Here is a 19600-nt window from a genome sequence, read left to right as displayed (position 1 = left end):
TCGCGCCTCGTTGAGCGAAATTGTTGCATTAACCTAGGTTAGTACAGTGGAGACGTTCAACGAGGTGCGAAGCAGGGGCTTCGCACTACACCTGTTATTTCGCTTGTTGAAAGCGCTGGGTGGGCTGCCACACCGTCGTTTTGATACCGCGCAGATAACGCCAGTAGCCGAGCAGCAAGGCCGCATTCATACTGTAGAAGTGCGTGATAAAGCGCAGGATGCGTGAGTGAAATCCTACGCGGCGCATCAGCCAATCGAACCCTACCAGCGCCAGCATGCCCACCTGCCCTAGCAAGGAGAGCTGGTAAAACCAGCCGGCGCCGCGCACCACCAACACCACATTGGCCAGCAGCATGAGCAGCAACAGTTGCGGCGTGTACCAGCGTAACACCTTGTGCGACCACAACGCGAAAGCACGACCATTCCAGGGCGGCAGTAACAGCCCACGGAATGCGCTTAGATTCTGAAAATTACCCGCTGAAATGCGTGCCTTGCGGCGGAACTCCTCCGTCACGCGGTCCGATACATCTTCGTAGCACACGGCATCTAGCTCGTTGATGGCCTGGTAGCCGTCGCGCAACACGGCCATCGAGATGTAGAAGTCGTCAACCAGGAAAGAGGCTGGAGCGGGGTGGTAAGCACTGCGCCGCACGGCAAAGCAGCCCCCAAACGCCCCAATCATGGCGCCCCACACCACTCCTTCTTGGTACTTAATTAGGTTCTCGCGCTCCAAGTAAGCTTTTTCCTGCCCCGAAATGCCCTCTTGCCGGTGTTCCGGATTGATGATGTTGCCTCCAACTTGTCCGATGACTGGATTGCGAAAGTGCTTGACCAACTGATAGATCGTGTCGGGCGCGAAAAACACGTTGGCATCGGTGAGCACCAGTACAGGCGCCGTGGCTTCTTGGGCTAGGGCCTCTATTACGCCCGGCTTGCCGGTGCGCTGGTAGAAAGGCCGAAACTGCACACCGGGATATTTGGCTGTGAGCCGCTCGACCAAGGAGTTGGTTTGATCCTGAGAGTTGTCGGAGCCAATATAAAGCGTGAGCCGGTCGAGCGGGTACGTGGTTTGAAAGGTGCTGCGAATCTTCTCCTCAATCACTTGCTCCTCGTTGTGTACCGCTAGCAGAATATCGACAGCGGGCAAATCGCGGGCGTTTGGTGCAAACACGTTGGTGTTTGGCTGCCGTCCTTTCGCCAGCTTACCGAGCAGCACCGGAAACAGCGCATAGGTGTGCGCCACTAGTAACAAGCTCCCCCAGAGCACAATTATCGCCACAACCTCTATCATACCGTAGCGGGCGTAAAGCGGTGATAAAGCTCCAGAAAACGCTCTACTACGCGGCGATTGTCATATAGCCGGCCGACGGTTTGCGCCGCCGTCTGCCCGATCTTCACGTAGTCAATGTCGCCGTGGTAGTAGCGCTCGATGCGGTCGATCCACTCGCTGGGTTCGTCGCACACGAGAATATCTTCGTTGTTGGAGGCGTGAATGCCTTCGGAGCCTAGCCCCGTGCTCAAGATGCACTTACCCATGGCCATGCCCTCAATAATCTTGATTCGCATGCCCCCACCCGACAGCAGTGGCACCAGCATCATCTCATACTGCTGCATAAACTCCGTAGCCGACTCGACAAAGCCATGCATAAACACGTTTTTGGCTTTCAAACGCTGTAAGCGCTCGGGCGGGTTTTTGCCGGCAATATGCAGCTCCACGTCTGGCAAGCGTTCCTGCACAGTAGGCCACACGTTCGTCAGAAACCAATCGAGTCCTTCCAAGTTCGGCATCCAATCCAGGGAGCCGATCATGAACAGCGTTTTGGGTTTGGGCTGAATAGCTAGGTTGGGGTGAATGCGCTCCAAGTTGACTCCGGCCGGGATAAATACCACGGGCTCTTTGCAACCCATTGCGCGCAACCGGCGCTGATCAGGCTCCGTGATGGCCGCAACAGCATCGAAGCGCGGCAGATACGCGGCTTCAAACTGCTTGACGCCTCTAGCAAGGTGCAGCAAGTAAAAGCGCCGCATCGGGTTGGACGCTCGCTCAGCTAGCATCTGCCAGATGGTGTATTCCACGTTATGCGCCCGCAGCACCACTGGCAAAGCGGGCTTTACCTGCTTAATAATATCGAGGTACCAGGCTACAAACGTGCCTTCTATCTGCACGACATCGATCTGCTCGGTTCGGACTATGTCCGTCAAGGTGGCGGCCAGAGCAGGACTAACGAACCGCTCAACGTTGTAGGGCAGCTTGCCCACCAGCAAATTTTTCAGGGCCTTCCAGGGCGAGAGGCGCGTATCGACGGGCACCGGCACTAAGCGCACCTGGGGACCTAGGTGGTCGAGCACATCTGCTTCTTGCCAGTGCTTGTGAGTATTGGGCGCTACGACGGTCACGCGGTGACCCGCTTGCACCAACCCCGCCGTAACGTCATACATGGCAATGGCGCCACCATCGGTTGGCGGAAATGGTACGCGGAAGCAAAGCTGAAGAATATGCACGAAAGAGTAACTGAGTGACAGAGTAACGGAGCAACGGTCTACTATCGTGTAGCAAACTTACTTAGTTACTCCGTTACTCGGCTCCTAGGTCTTATACGTGAAACTGCTGCAACATGGCGCGCACCTGTTCGTCGGTGCCCAAAATCAGCAGCACGTCGCCGGGCGCGGGGCGGGTATCAGCGCTCGGGCTGACGAGCACTTCCCCGCTTTGCAGACGCAAGCCAATGATGGTGGCGCCGGTGCGGGAGCGGACATCTAGCTCCCGAATACTGCGGCCTTGCCACTCGCGGCGAAACTCCTGGTAGCGTAGCTCTTCCAATCGCAACTTGTTAGGACCTAGGCCGCTCATCATATCTAGGAAGCGGATTACTTCCGGCCGCATAATCAGGTTGGCCATGTGCGAGCCGCCGATTTCCTCCGGCATCACCACCGAATCGACCCCAGCACGCAGCAACTTGCTCTCGCTGGTTTTGATGCTGGCCCGGGCAATGATCTTGAGCGTCGGATTGAGGCCACGGGCTGTGAGGGCTACAAACACATTGTCGGCATCTTTGGGTAGGGCCGAGATGAGCGCCTGAGCGCGTTCAACGCCGGCTTGTAACAACGTTTCGTCGGCAGTAGCATCGCCGAGAATAGCCGCAATAGGTCCTAGGCCGCTTTCGGTGGCTGCCCGCAGCAGCTCCTGGTCTTGCTCTACCACGACTACTTGCGCACCATTGGCCAGGAGTTCGGCGCAGGCCTTGCTGCCATTGCGCCCGAAGCCACACACAATGACGTGATTCGTAAACCCTTTGATTTCCTGGTCGGTCCGGTACATATTAAACAGCGTGCTCAGCTCCCCGTTGAAGATATACGTGGTGAGTTGGGATATTAAGTAGGCAACAAAAAGCAGGTTAAAGAAGATATAAACCGAAACGAACAGCCGCCCCGCCGGCGAAAATGGATGCAGCTCCCCGTATCCCACCGTCGAAATGGTGGTGATGGTCATGTAGAAGGCGTCGAGCAGGCTATAGTGCTCAATCAGGATGAAGCCAATGACCCCGATGGTAAGGCTGGCCAAGGCCAGCACCAACGACACCATAAAGCGGTTCAAAGCAGCAGCGCGCTTCCACATGGGGGTTCTAGTTGTGTTCGACGTGCCTTGCTTCCTAGCCAAGCGGCCTAGCTTCAAAGCTAGCTTCTATTTCATTTAAAGCTAGCGCTGGTAGCCTACCTGAATCCAAAACTAACTCTCTTCTTTTCGGAGGATTAGGGAAAAGAAGAGAGTTAGCTAATTGGGCTGCAAGATAACGGAGCATCTGACCCTGCGTTCCGCAACCGTCACAGCAAAATAATCGAGCAAATCGGCTCGCACCCCTACCGCGTGTTTCTTACTAAGTCGAAGGCCATGGGCCTAGCTTCAACTACGCGCATGCTAGTGCCTTTGTAACAACAACGGCAGCTGCTCCAAGATGGGGTCGGCGTGAACGGCCACCTGCTGAGGCGTAGGTAGTACTTCCACGTCGGGCTGCACGCCACGACCTAGGTGCGGGCGAGGGCAAGCCGATAGCATTTGGAAGTGCGGTAGTTGCAGAACTAGGTGGGTGTTGGGTAGTTCCAACTCGGAGAGAGTACCCCCATTGCACCCGGCCTCGCCGCCCCCAGTTTCTTGACCGATGACGACCACCCGCCGTTGCGCCCGTAAACTAGCGGCTAGCTGGGACGCGGCCGAAAAGGTACCACCATCAACTAGCACCACCACTTGCCCCCGAAAATAGCTTCCCCGGTACGGATGCTGCTGGCCCAGGCTGCTACTGACTTTCGCAAACCCGCCGCCTGGTAGACGCCGCACACTGGTGGTATCGAAATAGGCAGCCTGGGTCGAGTCGGGCTGCATGAAGGAGGGCAGAAACACGCGGCCCCGCCCGCTCTTGCTTAGGTAAAAGTCCCGCTTAAGTAGATACTTCAGCAGGTCGTTGGCTAGGTTCAGGTTACCACCTCCGTTACCGCGCAAGTCCAGCACTAACCGCTTGACCTGGCGCTGCTTCAACTCGGCAAACGTCTGCGCATGAAAGGTTCGGTAGTCTTCCAGCTCGTCGTAGCTGAACTCGCGGATACGTAGCACGGCTGTGCCCGGCAGCTGTCCGAGGTAACTGACCGAGCGCAGCCGCTCCAGCTTGCGGGTTCGTTGCTGGTCGGGCGTAAGCGGCGCCGATGCCGGACGCGGGGTAGCCGGGCGGGGCTGCGGGGTTAGCTGTTGCGGCTGGCCGGTGCTGTCGGCTACCAGCAGCGGGTACACGGAGCGGCTGGGATAGAAATTCCAGTAATACTCGTCGAAAAAGCCTGCGGCCAACTCTTGGTTCTGGAACTGTGTTCCGTAGCCGTCGGCGGCAATAAGAGAGCGTAGGCGCGGCAGCAGCTCGGCCGTGGGGTGTCCGTCAATGGCGAGCACCTCGGTGCCAGGGCGCAAATCCGGCGTAGCGCTCTGATTATCCGTAATGAACAGCCTGTTTTGCCGAACGACCACCAAGAAAGGTAGGTACGAATGAGGCTGCCGCCGAAACCACGCTTGGTAGGCAGCCGAGTGCCGTATCCGCGTGTGGCCACAATGCACTTGCACCACCAAGGCTTGCAACTGACGCCAAAACTCCGGCTCGCTCAACGGGCGCGTGAGCGCCGCTTCCGCACGAGAAAAAGCCCGGTTAAGCGTATCCTGTGAAGTGTACCAGTAAAGGGCCGGATGCACTTCTTCCAGCGCTCGACGCACATAGGCTAGGTCAGCGCGCATTTGGGTCACTGAGTAGCGTGCCGCTGAATCATAAGCGGTGGTCACCGTAGCTTGAGCGACAGCCCAGCTACGGGCACTTACTAGTAACAACACTAGTAGCCAGGTTTTCATACGACAAGAAGCAAAGTGGCAGAAGGATGCCGACAAACTTACTTAAGAAACACGAAATATTTCGTACTTTATACAAACCGCTTCTTCAGTCTAATTGCGGCTGCTTTATGTGGTTGTCTAGCATTACAACAGCCACGGCGTTATCAAGAAATTCTTGAAAAACAGCAGGTTCCTTGCTTAGCTTTCCACTTGATAGTAGTCGTGTTTCTTAACGCTTATCCTAGCTATGTCGCTGTCCGCTCTGAAAGAAAAGGTATGGTTACAACTCGCCGTTATTTATACCCGCTATCTGCTTGGCGGTACATTTGTCTTTGCCAGCTTAATTAAGCTCAAAGGGCATCGCTTTACGAGCATCAGTGGGGAGGGCAGCCCGTTTCACAGCGCAGCGCACTTCTTTGAAACAATGTACCAGTCGGGCCTGTACTGGCAATTCATTGGGCTAGGGCAGCTTGTCGCGGGCTTCTTGCTAATGACCCAGCGCTATGCCTTAGCCGGCGCCTTGGCCTTTTTACCTATCATCGCCAACATCTACGTCATCACCATTTCCTACCCATTTGGCTACACCTATATCATCACCGCGGGCATGCTGCTCGCTACGGTGGGGCTGCTGGTGTGGGACTGGAATATATTGCGCGTGTTGGTGCAGCAGCCATTGCTAACGGTGCCTACCTCCGCTTTGTACCGAAGCCGTTTATGGGAAATGGTGGGCCTGGTGCTCTTTCTCTACACGGCCATCTACCGAACTCTGACTGACGTTTACAACCTGCTGCTCTGGCTAGGTATCTGTGTGGGAATAGGCATGCTAGGCTTGCTCGCGGCCTGGTTCGTACACCGCCGGACGATCCGAGCACAGGCCGTGCGCTTGCCATAAGCCACGCATCTAGTTGTCATTTAAGCTCTGCTTGGGAGCTCAACTGAGCCTACAATCCTTCTGGGACCTTGCTCGGCAAATGTCATGATGAAACTTCGCCGTGCTCATGCATGATCAGCAGTGACAAGATGCGCCCAGCAGGCTTTCGAGAGAATACCGCTACACGCGAGGACAAATTGGATCATGCTAGGGTGGGCCGCTGAACAAAGCATATTCGGCCTTGTCAACAAAGTAGACCGGGTCAGTACTGTTTACTTTTGCATAGTTAACAAGCACTCAACGCTGAAGCAAGCGGTTGAGTAAGCTGTTAAACCACACTCCCCCATGAACGTCAAGCAGATAAATCCCTACGCAGACCTAGTGGCAGTTTGTAGTGGCGACCAACGCTACGGAGGAGAGAAAACCTTCGTTGATAATGTCCTGATCCGTGTGCTTGCTGGCGAGTTGAAAGTAGTGCAGGCCGACCGCATGCACTATGCCACAGCGGGTGACACGGTGCTGTTGCGCCGAAACCAACCAACAACGCTGCTGAAGTACCCGAAAGATAGGGCTGCATATCAAGCCGTTATCCTCAAGCTGCCCACAGACCTGGTGCGGGCGTATTACACACAACATCCGGCGGAACCTACCCAGCCTGTGGCCGCTGGCCTGTTGCTGTTTCCCAAAAGCCTACTCCTACAGAGTCTCTTCGCTTCCCTTCTCCCCTACCTGGAACTGGAACAGCACCTACCGGAAAAGCTCCTTGAAGTGAAAATAACGGAGGTCATCGAAATCTTACGTAGCCTCGACTCGCAGAGCGACGGGGTGCTGGCCGATTTTTCCGCGCCCGGAAAAGTGAACCTAGTAGAGTTTATGGAAGCCAACTATCAGTTCAATCTGCCCTTGACCCGGTTCAGCTACCTGACCGGCCGTAGCCTCACTACTTTCAAGCGGGACTTCCAAAAAGCGTTTCAACTGTCCCCTCAGCGCTGGCTCACGCAGAAACGATTGGAGTTGGCTCACTACCAGTTAGCGGAAAAAAGGAGAAAACCCGTGGACCTGTACTTGGAGGTAGGCTTTGAGAATCTGGCGCACTTCTCTTATGCATTTAAAAAGCAATATGGCTATCCCCCTACCGCTCTAGCCGGATCCGGGGCTAGCGACCGGTTGCTAACAGGTTGAAACAGCAAGCCACTGAAACCAGCAGCGCCTGTTGAAAACAGCTGAGATAGATCAGCAAATAAGCGCCCCATAGCGCGCTGTTCCTACTAAACACAAATGCATAAAAGGCACCCATTAGTGCCTTCCGGCTAGGGCTATGCCCGCCCTGCCCCAAGTTGTCCGGCTGAAAGGGTTCACCGGCTCATTTTCCTTCACCTATTCACATAGTTCAACCCCCATGCAATCAGCATTAGTCACCGGTGCCAACAAAGGCATTGGCCTAGAAGTCGCCAAACAACTCGCCCAGCAAGGCTATTTCGTGTATCTCGGCAGCCGTAATCTGGAGAGCGGCGAAGCCGCAGTTCAACAGCTCCAGGCCGCCGGACTCACAACCCTCGCTGCCATCCAATTAGACGTTACCAATCCCGACTCTATCCGGGCCGCTCGGGCCACGATTGGTGAGAAAACACCGGTTCTGGATGTGCTGGTCAACAATGCCGGTATTTCCGGCGGTATGTACCAGCCGGCCCGCCACGCCACGCGAGAGCAGTTCCGAGACGTGTTTGAAACGAACGTATTCGGCGTGGCTGGGGTCACACAGGCCTTCCTCGACCTGCTGGAGAAGTCGCCACAGCCGCGCATCGTTAATGTGAGCACAGCCATGGCGTCCCTCACCTCATACGCCAACTTCGACGACGAGCATTTTGCCTACCGGTTTCCGGTGTACCAGGCGTCGAAGACGGCCTTGAACATGTACACCCTCAACCTAGCCTATGAACTGCGCGACACGCCCTTCAAAGTTAACGCAGTATGCCCTGGCTACACCAAAACCGACTTCACGGGCTACCAAGGCACTAGCACGGTAGCGGAGGCCGGGCAGCGCATCGTAAAGTACGCGCTGCTAGGTCCGGATGGCCCAACCGGTAAGTTCTTCAGTGAAGAATACTTTCCTGCCCCAGCCACGTGCCCGTGGTAAGGCTTCCAAAGGAGACGCCTTTCATTGCGGACGTAAAACCACAAAAGCTACGGACTGGCAGTTGAAGAGCGCGCTGAAGAGCCTACTTATTATAGCCCTCAGAAGGAGTCTATTTAGTGTTAGTGGAAGCGGGCCGAGTCAGCGTGAAAAGCGACACCGTCAACGCTAGCAGCAGGACAATGGCCAACAGGTGCGGGGTGGCCAACGCGAGCGAGCCGGTGGGCTGGGCCAGCACGATGGCTAGGTCTACACAAGGAATCAGCGCGCCCAATAGTGTGACCCAAGCCAAGGGGCGGTCGTACCCGAGCCCGGCGAAGAGCGCCAGCAACAGACCCGAGAAGACGTCGCGGATCCCTTTCGCGTAATGAAAAGCGTAATTGCTGTCGGCCGGCAAAAACACGCCAAAGCCTTCCGCTCCCGCGCGGGGTGCCAGCAGAAAACGGGCGCCAATGAAGATCATGCCTAGGCCCAGAAGTAGGCTCAGGCTGCGGGTGATGTTGCGTTGTGTCATGACCAGGAGGTTAGCGGGGTTAAGTACTGCACAAAGGTGCAGTGGCCCTGACCAGCCAGTCATTCACTCAAGTGCATAAAGGCACGGCGGCTTACAACATCGCGCGGCCCCGAATACGGCTCAGCGACTGGGGCTTCACGCCCACGTAGGAGGCGATGTAGTACTGGGGAATGCGCTGCTGCAGGTCGGGGTAGGTGCGCACAAAGCGGGCGTAGCGCTCCTCGGGTGTCTCTTCGTAGAAAGAGGTGAGTTGCCCCAACACGTCCACAAACAACATCTCCGCTACCAAGCGGCCAAACCGCTCGCCTTGCTGCACCTGGCGGTAGAGGCGCTCTAGGTTATCATAGGAGATGGAGAGCAGGCGGGCCGGCTCCAGGGCCTGGATGGCGTGCACAGCAGGCTGAGCGGGCAAGAAGCTGCTGTAGTCGCCGATAAACTCCTGCTCGCGGCCAAAGTAGAAGGTGTGTTCCTGCCCGTCGCGGTTGCGAAAGTTGTGAAACACGCCCTCCACGATGAAAGCAACTTTACGGCTCACCTCCCCCGGGCGCAGGAAGAAGCCACCCTTGGGTAGCTCCTCGGCCACGAACCACGGGATAATCAGTTCCTCCTCGGCTGGGGTAAGCGGCACGAAGCGGCGAATAACAGTAAGCAGAGTCTCGTGTGGCGTCATACGAAAACGAGTGTGATCAGCAAGCTAGGTCGAGATAAGGCTTGCTGGTTAAGTACGCGCCATAGCCTGTAGCCTCAAGAAGCACTTGTGCTTCAACCTGCTGTAAGGTAATTGGATCATGGCGCCACCAGCACCTAATCAATTTTGTTGGCTCCTGCCCTACTTTTACAACCACCTAGCTTACGCCCCCCTTGGAATCACTGTACCGAGCATAGTACCGAGCTGGTCATCCATTTGCTTGAGCAGCTTCACGGCGTGCAGGGTTTCCATCAACGTTTCCTCATCCAGCGGCTCACGCAACGAGTCGAGGCGGGCGGCTAGCTCGCGTTGCACATTTACCTTGTTAAAGCGCAGAATAGCGTTGTCGCAGGCTTGTTGCAGCTGATCCAGCTCGCGGGGCACGTAGATTTGGTGGGTGCTCCAGTTGGGGCTTAGCTCATACTTCTCCGTAGCTAGGTCGCTGACCAGCGCACGAATGTCGCCGCGGCCGTGCTGAATAAAGGTGCGCACCTCGGGCCAGCGGCCCTGGTTCATTTCCTCCTGGCACAGGTGCAGCATATCGGCGTAGATGGGCGTGCGGAGTGGCGTTTCATCCAGTTGGCTAAGTAGGTATTGTGCTACGCTAACGTCATCAGAGAGCGGCTGCGCGGCATAAAGCAGCAACAGGCGCACCACTTCCCGCTCGCAGGCTTGCAGCACATCAGGTACCGGCTCGGCATCCGGATCGGCCGCTGAGCCGGTACCCGACGGGCCAAACAGCTCCTCGGTAGCACCGTACATAGCGGCTTCATCCTCAGGGCTGAGTTCAGGTTGTAGCTGCGGACCTCTGCTAGGCGTCGGCAAAGATGCTGGCCTTGCCGCTGTGCTACTACTGCTAGGTGGCGTCCCTCCTGCCGCTTTCGATGAGCTGTTCTTTACCAGCTTATTATACTCCGTAATGAGCACTTGCTCATCGATGCCGAAGGTGCCGCTGGTTTGCTGCAAAAACACCTGCCGCTTGATCGGATCAGGCACTTTGGCAATGCTTTGCAACACGTCGCGGATAGCTTCGGCCTTCTTCACGGGGTCGTGGGCCGCTTCCTTCGCTACCAGATTGGTTTTGAAACTGATAAAGTCCTGGCTATTATTATCCAGATACTCTTTAAAGCGCTGGTCGCCAACTTTGCGGATGTAGCTGTCGGGATCATCGCCGTCGGGGAAGAGCACCACACGCACATTCAGCCCGCCTTCCAGAATCAGGTCAATGCCGCGCAACGACGCCCGAATACCGGCCGCGTCGCCATCGTAGAGCACCGTCACGTTGTCGGTGTAACGACCAATTAAACGTATCTGGCTCTCCGTGAGCGAAGTGCCCGACGAGGCCACTACGTTGCGGATGCTGCCCTGGTGCAAGCTCAGCACATCCAAGTAGCCTTCCACCAAATAGCACAGTTCCTCATTCCGAATGGCCTGCCTAGCTTGGTACAGGCCATATAGCACGTCGGATTTATGGTAAATATCCGATTCAGGCGAGTTCAGGTACTTGGCGCTCTTATCGTTGGCCTTGAGCGTGCGCGCGCCGAAGCCAATCACGCGACCCGAAATATTGTGGATCGGGAACATCACCCGGCCGCGGAATCGGTCGTAGCGGCGGCCGGTGTCCTTGCCTTGGTCGTCCTTACGCTCAATAGCGAGACCCGTCTTTTCTAAATACTTGCGCTCAAAACCCGCTTTCTCCGCCGATTTCAGCAGGTCGTCCCACTGGTCGAGCGAGTAACCTAGCTCGAAGGTTTTGATGGTCTGCTGGTTGAGGCCGCGCTGGCGCAGGTAGCTCAGGCCAATGCTTTGGCCCTCGTCGGTGTCGGTGAGCAGCTTGTGGTAATGATCCTTGGCCCAGTTCGAAACGATGTACTGCGAGTCCTTATCGTTCTGAATGAGCTGTTCTTCCGGCGTCTTTTCTTCTTCCTGAATATCAACGCCGTACTTCTTGGCTAGGTACTTCAGAGCCTCCACGTAGCTGGTGCCCTCGATGTCCATGATGAACTGAATCACGCCACCAGCCTTGCCGCAGCCAAAGCACTTGTATAGCCCCTTAGCCGGCGCTACCGAAAACGACGGCGACTTCTCGTGGTGAAACGGGCAGCAGGCCCACATATTCTGGCCTTTGCGCTTCAGGGTCACGAAGTCGCCTACCACCTCCACAATGTCGGCGAGGTGTATAATCTGATCAACGGTTTCTTTGGGGATGCGGGCCATGTAGCAAAGGTACGTGCACTACCTAGAAGTAGTACTAAATAACAGTAGCGCTAAGCTCCCGCTTGGCGCACGAGCAACGCGAGTTCCTACGCGTTTGGGCTAGGTGGTGCAGTTCCGATTACTCGCGCTGCTCGTGCGCCAAGCAGGAGCTTAGCGCTACATCGTTCCGCTTCGGCTAGCGTTACGGGTCGAGGAGCCGCTGGGGTGGTATCTGATCTGAGTGATGTATGGTTCTACTTTGGCTTCAAATAGTCCGCTACAAACTTGCATTTAACCTAGCTATAGCTGTACTTATTCATTCATTACAACCTACTTCAAACCAGAACTTTACAACATCCTATCGATGAAAAAAAATGCTACTATTCTCTGCTTGCTCTTGGCATTGCTGCCTTGGGTTGCATCGGCGCAAAAAGGCCTGCCGCCGCTCATTGATCGAGAATTGCTCTTCGGAGACCCCGAGATTTCGGGCGGGCAGCTTTCACCGGATGGCCGATTTCTGTCCTTTATAAAACCGTATAAAGGCACCCGCAACATCTGGGTGAAGGGCCTGAAGGAGCCGTTCGATAAAGCTAGGCCTATGACCAACGACCAGACACGGCCGGTACGCAACTACTTCTGGAGCCGCGACGGCAAGTACCTGCTCTACGTGCAGGATAAAGGCGGCGATGAGAACTTCAACATCTACGCCGTGAACCCCGCTGAAAAGCCGGCTACTGGCCAAGAAGTGCCCGCCGCCCGCGACCTGACCGGCCTCAAAGGCGTGCGCGTGGCTATTTATAACGTGCCCCTCACCGACCCCAACACGCTCTACATCGGCCTCAACGACCGCGACAAAGCTTGGCACGACCTCTACAAACTAAACCTAGCTACCGGCGCGAAAACGCTGGTGCGCAAGAATACCGACCGAATTTCAGGTTGGATTTTCGACTGGAAAGACCAACTCCGCCTAGCAGCCCGCTCGAACGCCGACGGCAGCACCGAGTGGCTGCGTGTGAACGGCGACCAGATGACACCGTTCTACAAAACCTCACTCGATGAAGAAAGCGAAGTAGTCGGCTTTGCAAAGGACAATCAGCACGTTTACCTAACGACTAACAAGGGTGCCGACCGCAACCTATCGGAAATTGTGCTGATGGACCCGGCCACAAGTCAGGAAACCATGTTTGCTGCCGATCCGCAGCACCGCGTCGATGTAGGTGCGCTGGAAATTTCGGAGAAAACGCACGAGCCCGTTCTCATTGACTACAACGATGACCGGATGCGGCGCGTGTGGCTGGACAAAAGCTTTGAGCAAGACTTTAAAACCGTTGCTGCTAAGCTCCCGAACCTCGACGTGTACCCCACGTCGCACACAACTGATGAGCGCCTGTGGCTGCTGTCGGCTACTGATGCCACGCACCCTAGCGTCGCTTACCTGTTCGACCGCCAAACCAAGCAACTCACCAAACAGTACGAAACGCGGCCCAAACTGCCCGTCGCCGACCTAGCTACGATGACGGTAGTGCGCTACAAATCGTCGGATGGTTTAGAAATTCCCGCGTACCTGACTTTGCCTAAAGGTGTTGATCCCAAGAACTTGCCCGTGGTAATTTTCCCGCATGGCGGACCGTGGGCCCGTGACATGTACGGGTTCAATGCCTATCATCAGTTTTTGGCCAACCGCGGCTACGCGGTGCTGTCGCCAAACTTCCGCGCCTCCACCGGCTACGGCAAGAAGTTTTTGGAAGCCGGCAACAACGAATGGGGCCAGAAAATGCAGGACGACCTGACCTGGGGCGTGAAGTACCTGGTGGAGCAAGGCATTGCCGACCCGAAGCGCGTCGGCATCATGGGTGGCTCCTACGGTGGCTACGCGACCCTAGCCGGCGTCGCCTTCACGCCCGATGTGTATTCGGCAGCGGTGGCCATCGTGGCGCCTTCTAACCTGATAACGCTGCTCAACGCCATTCCGCCGTACTGGGAAGCCGGCCGCAAGCAGATGTACGCCCGCATGGGCGACCCCAACACGGAAGCTGGCAAAGCGCAGATGTTCCGCCAGTCGCCCTTGAACTCGGCCGATAAGATCAAGACGCCGCTGATGGTGGTGCAGGGTGCCAACGACCCGCGCGTGAACAAGGCTGAAGCCGACCAAATCGTGGTAGCCCTGCGCGACCGGAACTACCCCGTACAATACCTGCTCGCCCCCGACGAAGGCCACGGCTTTGCCCGCCCCGTGAACAACCTAGCCATGATAGCCGCATCCGAGAAATTCATGGCTAGCTACCTGCACGGCCGCTACCAGGAAAGCATGACGCCCGCCGTTGCCAAGCGCCTGGGTGAAATCACGGTGGATCCGAAGACGGTGACGCTCAAGAAAGTCGGTACGGCAACGATGGAGATGAAGTAGTAAGTAGAACGTCATGCTGAGCTTGTCGAAGCATCTCGCCTGCTTTGTTGAGCTAGTATCAGGATTACCATTGCACGCGAGATGCTTCGACAAGCTCAGCATGACTTTTTTAATTATCGGCAACCAAGCAAAAAGCCTCATCCGATTCTGGATGAGGCTTTTTTATGAACCTAGTTTGGAGCGGCTAACAGCTTAACGTGCCCCTACCGACTTGCTTTTATTGTGCACATCACTCGCCCCAGAGGCGTGCGAGGACAAGCTCTCAGCCGATACGTACGCGTCGCTGGCGCCAGAGGCTTCTACGGTGGCGCGCTTGCTTAGCAGCTCAGAGGCGCGATAGTCGCTGCTGCCGCTGATGTGCACTTGCTGGCTTTCCACTTGGCCGGTCAGGCGAATGTCGCTGGCGCCGCTGGCTTCCACGTTGAGCGTGCTGGCTTTCACCCCTAGGGTTACGTCGCTGGCACCACTGGCTTTAATGGTAAAATGATCAGCGGAGAAAACCGATTCGCTTTTCACGTCGCTGGCACCACTTAGCTCTAAGCCAGTTAGTTGAGGCGTGGTGATGTAGGCCACAACTTTGTCGCTTTTGCCACCTAGCAAACTGCGTAGGCTGCCACCATCTTTATCCCGATAAATACGCAAGGTGCCATTCTCCACTTCGGTGCGAATGTGGCTCAGCATCTCATCCTGCGCTTCCAGCACCACCGACGTCTTGGCGCCCTGCTTCAAAATGATGTTGACCGCGCCGCTTGCCTTAATCGCACGAAAATCGCCGGTTTGACGCGTTTGCTTTTCCTGTGCGGAAGCGGAGCAGGAAACCAGACCTAGGCCCAAGGTCAGCGTGCAGAGTTGGAGAGCAGTCGTCGTTTTCATCGGAAAGGGTTTTAGAGTTGGCGTTCAGGTAGTCAGATGCATAAAAAAGGCTAGCCGTTGCCTGGCTTTATAAAACTAGAGGAGTGAGCACCTGAGCGACTTGCTTACCTGTGTAGCAACCACCCAGGTAGTTCTTAGGTCAGTGTATCCGCAGCAGCCGAAACACGCCGTACCTAGCTTGGTATCAAGCGCGAAGCTGATAATACAGCCTTTTGAGAATTGGCGCAAATAAGAGTTGAACTCCTGACGCTCTATTCACTTACACAGCAGGCACTTGAATACCTAGGTCGTGCCAATATAACGCCTCGTTGCGCATTTCCTACTACCTTACAGGCACACTTATTCTGACCTTTAGTCTGTTTCTTACCTAGTCTATGCACAAGTATTTACTGACCCTCACTGCGACGGCTTTTTGCGTTTCAGAAGCAGTGATGGCCCAGCAACGGCCCGTCCTCACCGACCAGGATTATGCCCGCGCCGAGCGGTTTATGGGCTACAACACCCAGCCGCTGATAGACGGTAGTGCCGGGCAGCCCCACTGGCTTGCCGGCGACCGGTTTTGGTACCGCGTGCTGACGGCCCGGGGAAGCGAATACGTACTGGTAGACCCGGCCCGTAAAACCCGCACCGCGGCCTTCGACCACGCCAAGCTAGCTGCCGCGCTTTCCACGGCCAGCGGTAAAACCTACGAGGCCAACCGGCTGCCCTTTCGGGACCTCATGTTTTCGCCCGATGGAAAGTCGGTTTTTTTCGCCGCGAGCGGCAAAGGTTGGAAGTACGACTTAGGCAATGGGCAGCTGAGCCCCAATGCTACGGGCGCCGCCCAACCTAGCCCTAACGCCCGGAACGAAGTAGTATCGCCCGATGGTCAGCTCGCCGCCTACATCAAGGACTACAACCTGTGGGTGCGCAACACGGAAACAGGCCAGAGCACCCAGCTCACCACCGACGGCATAAAGGACTACGGTTACGCCACCGACAACGCCGGCTGGACCCACAGCGACGCGCCGGTGCTGCGCTGGTCGCCCGATTCGCGCAAAATCGCCACCTTCCGGCAAGACCAGCGCCAGGTGGGCGACATGTACCTGGTGACCACCAACATCGGCCATCCTAGGTTGGAGTCATGGAAATATCCGCTGCCCGGCGACAAGGACATTGCCATGATTGAGCGGGTGATAGTGGAAGTGAACAGCCCGAAAGTGGTGCGCCTGCAAGTGGCGCCTGATCCGCACCGTGGGTCACTATCGGACGACATTTCGAGCAGCGGCACCTTCGACGACGTAGATTGGAGCCCCGACGCCAAGCAGCTAGCTTTCGTATCCACTTCGCGCGACCACAAGCAGGAAAAGCTACGCGTGGCGGATGCTACTACCGGCGCGGTGCGTGAAGTGTTTGAAGAAACCGTGGCAACGCAGTACGAATCAGGTCAGCGTACTATCAACTGGCGCTATTTGCCCAAAACCAAAGAAGTTATCTGGTACTCGGAGCGCGACAATTGGGGCCACTTGTACCTCTACGATGCGGGCACCGGCAAGGTGAAGAACCAGATTACGAAGGGCAATTTCGTAGTGACGCAACTGCTGAAAGTAGACGAGGCGAAGCGCCAGCTCTACTTCCTGGCCGATGGACGCGAGGCGGGCAACCCTTACTTTACCCACCTTTACCGCATTGGGCTGGATGGCAAGAACCTGACCCTGCTCACGCCCGAAGCCGGCAACCACCAAGTGATGCTGGCGCCCTCGGGCCGCTACTTCATCGACACTTATTCGCAGCCCGACAAGCCGGGCGCGACGGTGCTGCGCGGGGCCGACGGCAAGCTCGTTTCGACCCTAGAGAAGACTGATATTTCGCGCCTCACGGCTACCGGCTGGAAGGCGCCGACGCCTATTACAGTGAAGGATCAGGACGGCAAGAATGACCTCTACGGCCTAATGTTCACGCCCACGACGCTGGACCCAGCCAAGAAGTACCCGATTATTAACTACATCTACCCCGGTCCGCAGGGCGGCGGCGTGGGTAGCTGGTCTTTTTCGGCGGCGCGGGGCGACAACCAAGCGTTGGCTGAGCTAGGTTTCGTGGTGGTAGTGATTGAGGGCAGCTGTAACCCGCTGCGTTCCAAGAGCTACCACGACGTTTGCTATGGCAACATGGCCGAAAACACGTTATCGGACCAAGTGACTGGTATGCGGCAGTTGGCGCAAAAGTACCCGTACATTGATCTGGAACGGGCTGGCATCTGGGGGCACTCGGGCGGCGGCTACGCCACGGCAGCGGCCATGTTCCGCTACCCCGACTTCTTCAAAGTGGGCATTTCGGAGTCGGGTAACCACGAAAACCGCAACTACGAGGACGACTGGGCGGAGCGCTATATCGGCCTACTCAAAACTAACTCCGACGGCACCACCAACTACGACAACCAAGCCAACGCCACCTTCGCCAAGAACCTCAAAGGCAAGCTGATGCTGGCCCACGGCCTCATGGACGACAACGTGCCACCCTACAACACCATGCTGGTAGTGGAGGCCCTCACGAAAGCCAACAAGAGCTATGACTTAGTGGTGTTTCCAAACGCCCAGCACGGCTACGGGGCCTACTCTCCTTACATGACGCGCCGCCGCTGGGACTACTTCGTGCAGAACCTAGCCGGCGCTCAGCCCCCACATGATTACGAAATGAAGCCTAAGCCCGACCCGCGCACGGAAGTGCAATAAAGGAAGTAGCAACGACAGCCATTGTCATTCCGAGCAACGCGAGGAATCTGATTTAGAATTTACTTAACGCTATTGGCGGAGTAGGTAGACCCTAAGTCAGATTCCTCGCGTTGCTCGGAATGACAAACGCCTTTTTCACCTTGGTTCCGATTTCAGGCAACTTCTACCCGCATTTCCGGGTTATCTTTGCACTTTGAAACCCTGACTTATGGCTATTACCCAAGAAGACGTTCTGCGCGCGCTGAGCTACGTGGAAGAGCCCGACCTAGGCAAAGACCTCGTGACGCTCAACATGATTGAGGACGTGAAGATTGATGGCTTGAACGTATCGTTTTCTGTCATTCTCACCACGCCTGCTTGTCCGCTGAAGGAGCTGATTCACAACGCCTGCGTCCGCGCCATCCACACGATGGTCGACAAAGACGCAGTGGTAAATGTAAATCTGACCTCACGTGTTACCACGGCGCGTGCTGCCAATGCCGCCGTGCTGAATGGCGTGAAGAATATTATTGCCATTGCCTCTGGTAAAGGCGGCGTGGGCAAGAGCACCGTGACGGCTAACCTAGCCCTCGCGCTAGCTCGCACCGGCGCCAAAGTAGGCCTCGTAGACGCCGATATTTCCGGCCCCTCCATGCCGACGATGTTTGGCGTGGAAGATGCCCGCCCCCACGTTTTCCAGACGCCCGAAGGCAAAAACCTGATCCAGCCCGTCGTGCAATACGGCGTGAAGCTGATGAGCATTGGCTTCCTAGCTCCTGCTGAAAGCGCTATCGTATGGCGTGGCCCAATGGCTTCGTCGGCGCTGAAGCAGTTCATCACGGAAGTGGACTGGGGCGAGCTCGACTACCTGCTGCTCGATTTGCCGCCTGGCACCTCCGACATTCACCTCACGCTGGTACAAACCGTGCCCGTAACCGGTGCCCTTATCGTGACGACGCCACAGAAAGTGGCCCTCGCCGACGCCCAGAAAGGCTTGCAGATGTTCCGCCAGCCTCAGATCAACGTGCCAGTGCTAGGTGTTGTGGAGAACATGGCGTGGTTTACACCCGCTGAGTTGCCCGAAAATAAGTACTACATCTTCGGCCAAGGCGGCGGCAAGGCGCTGGCCGACAAGCACGAGGTGCCGCTGCTGGGTCAGATTCCGCTGATACAAAGCATTCGTGAGAACGGCGACCAGGGTACACCGGCCATTTTGGAACCAGGCAGTGCCCCAGCGGAGTTATTTGAACAGCTCGCCGAGGAGCTAGCCCGTCAAATCTCAATCCGCAACGCTACCCAAGGCCGCACGCAGATTGTAGAAATGACTCGCTAGTTTGTCGATGCACCGAGAAGCCAGTAGGTAAAGGCGCAGAGTAGTTCAGGAATAAATACCTAAACTCGTACCTCAAAGCCCCAGCAGATCGGTTCATTCTGGCAAAGTTTAACATTCTGATTTGTTAAGTAGTTACTCAGCAGCAGATCAGCCAATTCCCACTTACCAGCACATTATTCATCACCTCATGTCGTATCCCGCAGTCGTAGAAGATCATCCTCTGTTATCCCGCATCGAGCAGGCGCTGGATGGCATCCGCCCCTATCTGGCGGCAGACGGGGGCAACGTGCGCGTGCTCGATATCACGGATGATATGGTGCTTCGACTGGAGCTGCTCGGTGCGTGTGGCACCTGCCCTATGTCGCCAATGACGCTGAAAGCTGGGGTAGAGGAATCAGTAAAGAAAGCCGTACCTGAGATTCGCTCCGTGGAAGCCATTAACGTGACGCCCATGCAAGGACAGCCCGCCGGTCAGCCAGGTCATCCGTTACCCCCCACTCCTGTTCCAACGCCAGAGTTTTAAGGTTTAGCTGTC

General features: G+C 56.3%; 15 protein-coding genes. 7 read left to right on the top strand and 8 right to left on the bottom strand.

What is annotated here, in order from left to right:
* Positions 1–94 precede the first annotated feature (94 nt).
* The 4 genes from SD425_RS09125 to SD425_RS09110 form a co-directional block, all read right to left on the bottom strand.
* Entirely contained in the window at positions 95–1291 is a 1197-nt protein-coding gene (locus tag SD425_RS09125; protein WP_324677679.1) for a glycosyltransferase, read from the bottom strand.
* On the bottom strand, positions 1288–2502 hold the full coding sequence (locus tag SD425_RS09120) for a glycosyltransferase family 4 protein (protein WP_324677677.1): 1215 nt from the start codon (positions 2500–2502) through the stop codon (positions 1288–1290). Before SD425_RS09120 ends, SD425_RS09125 begins: the two co-directional genes overlap by 4 nt.
* Before the next feature lie 91 nt (positions 2503–2593).
* A complete protein-coding gene (locus SD425_RS09115; RefSeq protein WP_324677675.1) occupies positions 2594–3616 on the bottom strand; it encodes a potassium channel protein in 1023 nt (340 codons plus the stop codon).
* A gap of 300 nt (positions 3617–3916) precedes the next feature.
* Positions 3917–5380 carry a S41 family peptidase gene (locus SD425_RS09110; protein WP_324677672.1) on the bottom strand — a complete coding sequence of 488 codons (1464 nt, stop codon included), beginning with the start codon at positions 5378–5380 and terminating at the stop codon, positions 3917–3919.
* Positions 5381–5606: 226 nt separating this feature from the next.
* Between SD425_RS09110 and SD425_RS09105 the strand changes: the two genes are divergently transcribed.
* The 3 genes from SD425_RS09105 to SD425_RS09095 all read left to right on the top strand — a co-directional run bounded on the left by SD425_RS09105 (position 5607) and on the right by SD425_RS09095 (position 8367).
* Positions 5607–6251, top strand: coding sequence for a hypothetical protein (locus SD425_RS09105; RefSeq protein WP_324677670.1), 645 nt, complete (start codon positions 5607–5609; stop codon positions 6249–6251).
* Between the two features lie 324 nt (positions 6252–6575).
* Positions 6576–7412, top strand: coding sequence for an AraC family transcriptional regulator (locus tag SD425_RS09100; RefSeq protein ID WP_324677668.1), 837 nt, complete (start codon positions 6576–6578; stop codon positions 7410–7412).
* 217 nt (positions 7413–7629) lie between these two features.
* Positions 7630–8367 carry an SDR family oxidoreductase gene (locus SD425_RS09095; protein WP_324677666.1) on the top strand — a complete coding sequence of 246 codons (738 nt, stop codon included), beginning with the start codon at positions 7630–7632 and terminating at the stop codon, positions 8365–8367.
* A gap of 109 nt (positions 8368–8476) precedes the next feature.
* On the opposite strand, the gene SD425_RS09090 is transcribed toward SD425_RS09095, so the two are convergent.
* The 3 genes from SD425_RS09090 to dnaG all read right to left on the bottom strand — a co-directional run bounded on the left by SD425_RS09090 (position 8477) and on the right by dnaG (position 11783).
* Positions 8477–8878 (bottom strand): DUF4267 domain-containing protein, encoded by a 402-nt coding sequence (locus SD425_RS09090; RefSeq protein ID WP_324677664.1) that lies wholly within the window; start codon positions 8876–8878, stop codon positions 8477–8479.
* Between the two features lie 91 nt (positions 8879–8969).
* A complete protein-coding gene (locus tag SD425_RS09085; protein WP_324677662.1) occupies positions 8970–9548 on the bottom strand; it encodes a Crp/Fnr family transcriptional regulator in 579 nt (192 codons plus the stop codon).
* A 180-nt stretch (positions 9549–9728) separates the two neighbouring features.
* Positions 9729–11783 (bottom strand): DNA primase, encoded by a 2055-nt coding sequence (gene dnaG, locus SD425_RS09080; RefSeq protein WP_324677660.1) that lies wholly within the window; start codon positions 11781–11783, stop codon positions 9729–9731.
* 343 nt (positions 11784–12126) lie between these two features.
* Here dnaG and SD425_RS09075 point away from each other — a divergent pair, with 343 nt between their 5' ends.
* Complete coding sequence (locus SD425_RS09075) at positions 12127–14169, top strand: S9 family peptidase (RefSeq protein WP_324677658.1); 2043 nt, start codon at positions 12127–12129, stop codon at positions 14167–14169.
* A gap of 192 nt (positions 14170–14361) precedes the next feature.
* On the opposite strand, the gene SD425_RS09070 is transcribed toward SD425_RS09075, so the two are convergent.
* Positions 14362–15042, bottom strand: coding sequence for a head GIN domain-containing protein (locus tag SD425_RS09070; protein ID WP_324677656.1), 681 nt, complete (start codon positions 15040–15042; stop codon positions 14362–14364).
* A gap of 374 nt (positions 15043–15416) precedes the next feature.
* Between SD425_RS09070 and SD425_RS09065 the strand changes: the two genes are divergently transcribed.
* From SD425_RS09065 to SD425_RS09055, 3 genes are all read left to right on the top strand, one after another.
* A complete protein-coding gene (locus SD425_RS09065) occupies positions 15417–17753 on the top strand; it encodes a S9 family peptidase (RefSeq protein WP_324677654.1) in 2337 nt (778 codons plus the stop codon).
* Between the two features lie 208 nt (positions 17754–17961).
* The gene (locus SD425_RS09060) at positions 17962–19065 is read left to right on the top strand and encodes an Mrp/NBP35 family ATP-binding protein (RefSeq protein WP_324677652.1); all 1104 of its coding nucleotides are present in this window, start codon (positions 17962–17964) and stop codon (positions 19063–19065) included.
* 187 nt (positions 19066–19252) lie between these two features.
* Positions 19253–19588: a NifU family protein gene (locus tag SD425_RS09055; RefSeq protein ID WP_324677650.1), complete on the top strand. Its 336-nt coding sequence runs from the start codon at positions 19253–19255 to the stop codon at positions 19586–19588.
* Positions 19589–19600: the final 12 nt, after the last annotated feature.

The organism is Hymenobacter sp. GOD-10R (assembly GCF_035609205.1).
Taxonomy (GTDB): domain Bacteria; phylum Bacteroidota; class Bacteroidia; order Cytophagales; family Hymenobacteraceae; genus Hymenobacter.
Note: the sequence above shows the minus strand (reverse complement) of the source record. Positions and strands in the feature narration are given on the sequence as shown.

Excerpts from the sequence above, each read along its gene's own strand:
- SD425_RS09070 (WP_324677656.1), bottom strand. The coding sequence starts at position 15,042 with ATGAAAACGACGACTGCTCTCCAACTCTGCACGCTGACCTTGGGCCTA.
- SD425_RS09065 (WP_324677654.1), top strand. The coding sequence starts at position 15,417 with ATGCACAAGTATTTACTGACCCTCACTGCGACGGCTTTTTGCGTTTCA.
- SD425_RS09095 (WP_324677666.1), top strand. The coding sequence starts at position 7,630 with ATGCAATCAGCATTAGTCACCGGTGCCAACAAAGGCATTGGCCTAGAA.
- SD425_RS09110 (WP_324677672.1), bottom strand. The coding sequence starts at position 5,380 with ATGAAAACCTGGCTACTAGTGTTGTTACTAGTAAGTGCCCGTAGCTGG.
- SD425_RS09125 (WP_324677679.1), bottom strand. The coding sequence starts at position 1,291 with ATGATAGAGGTTGTGGCGATAATTGTGCTCTGGGGGAGCTTGTTACTA.
- SD425_RS09090 (WP_324677664.1), bottom strand. The coding sequence starts at position 8,878 with ATGACACAACGCAACATCACCCGCAGCCTGAGCCTACTTCTGGGCCTA.
- SD425_RS09055 (WP_324677650.1), top strand. The coding sequence starts at position 19,253 with ATGTCGTATCCCGCAGTCGTAGAAGATCATCCTCTGTTATCCCGCATC.
- SD425_RS09100 (WP_324677668.1), top strand. The coding sequence starts at position 6,576 with ATGAACGTCAAGCAGATAAATCCCTACGCAGACCTAGTGGCAGTTTGT.
- SD425_RS09085 (WP_324677662.1), bottom strand. The coding sequence starts at position 9,548 with ATGACGCCACACGAGACTCTGCTTACTGTTATTCGCCGCTTCGTGCCG.
- SD425_RS09105 (WP_324677670.1), top strand. The coding sequence starts at position 5,607 with ATGTCGCTGTCCGCTCTGAAAGAAAAGGTATGGTTACAACTCGCCGTT.
- SD425_RS09075 (WP_324677658.1), top strand. The coding sequence starts at position 12,127 with ATGAAAAAAAATGCTACTATTCTCTGCTTGCTCTTGGCATTGCTGCCT.
- SD425_RS09115 (WP_324677675.1), bottom strand. The coding sequence starts at position 3,616 with ATGTGGAAGCGCGCTGCTGCTTTGAACCGCTTTATGGTGTCGTTGGTG.
- SD425_RS09060 (WP_324677652.1), top strand. The coding sequence starts at position 17,962 with ATGGCTATTACCCAAGAAGACGTTCTGCGCGCGCTGAGCTACGTGGAA.
- dnaG (WP_324677660.1), bottom strand. The coding sequence starts at position 11,783 with ATGGCCCGCATCCCCAAAGAAACCGTTGATCAGATTATACACCTCGCC.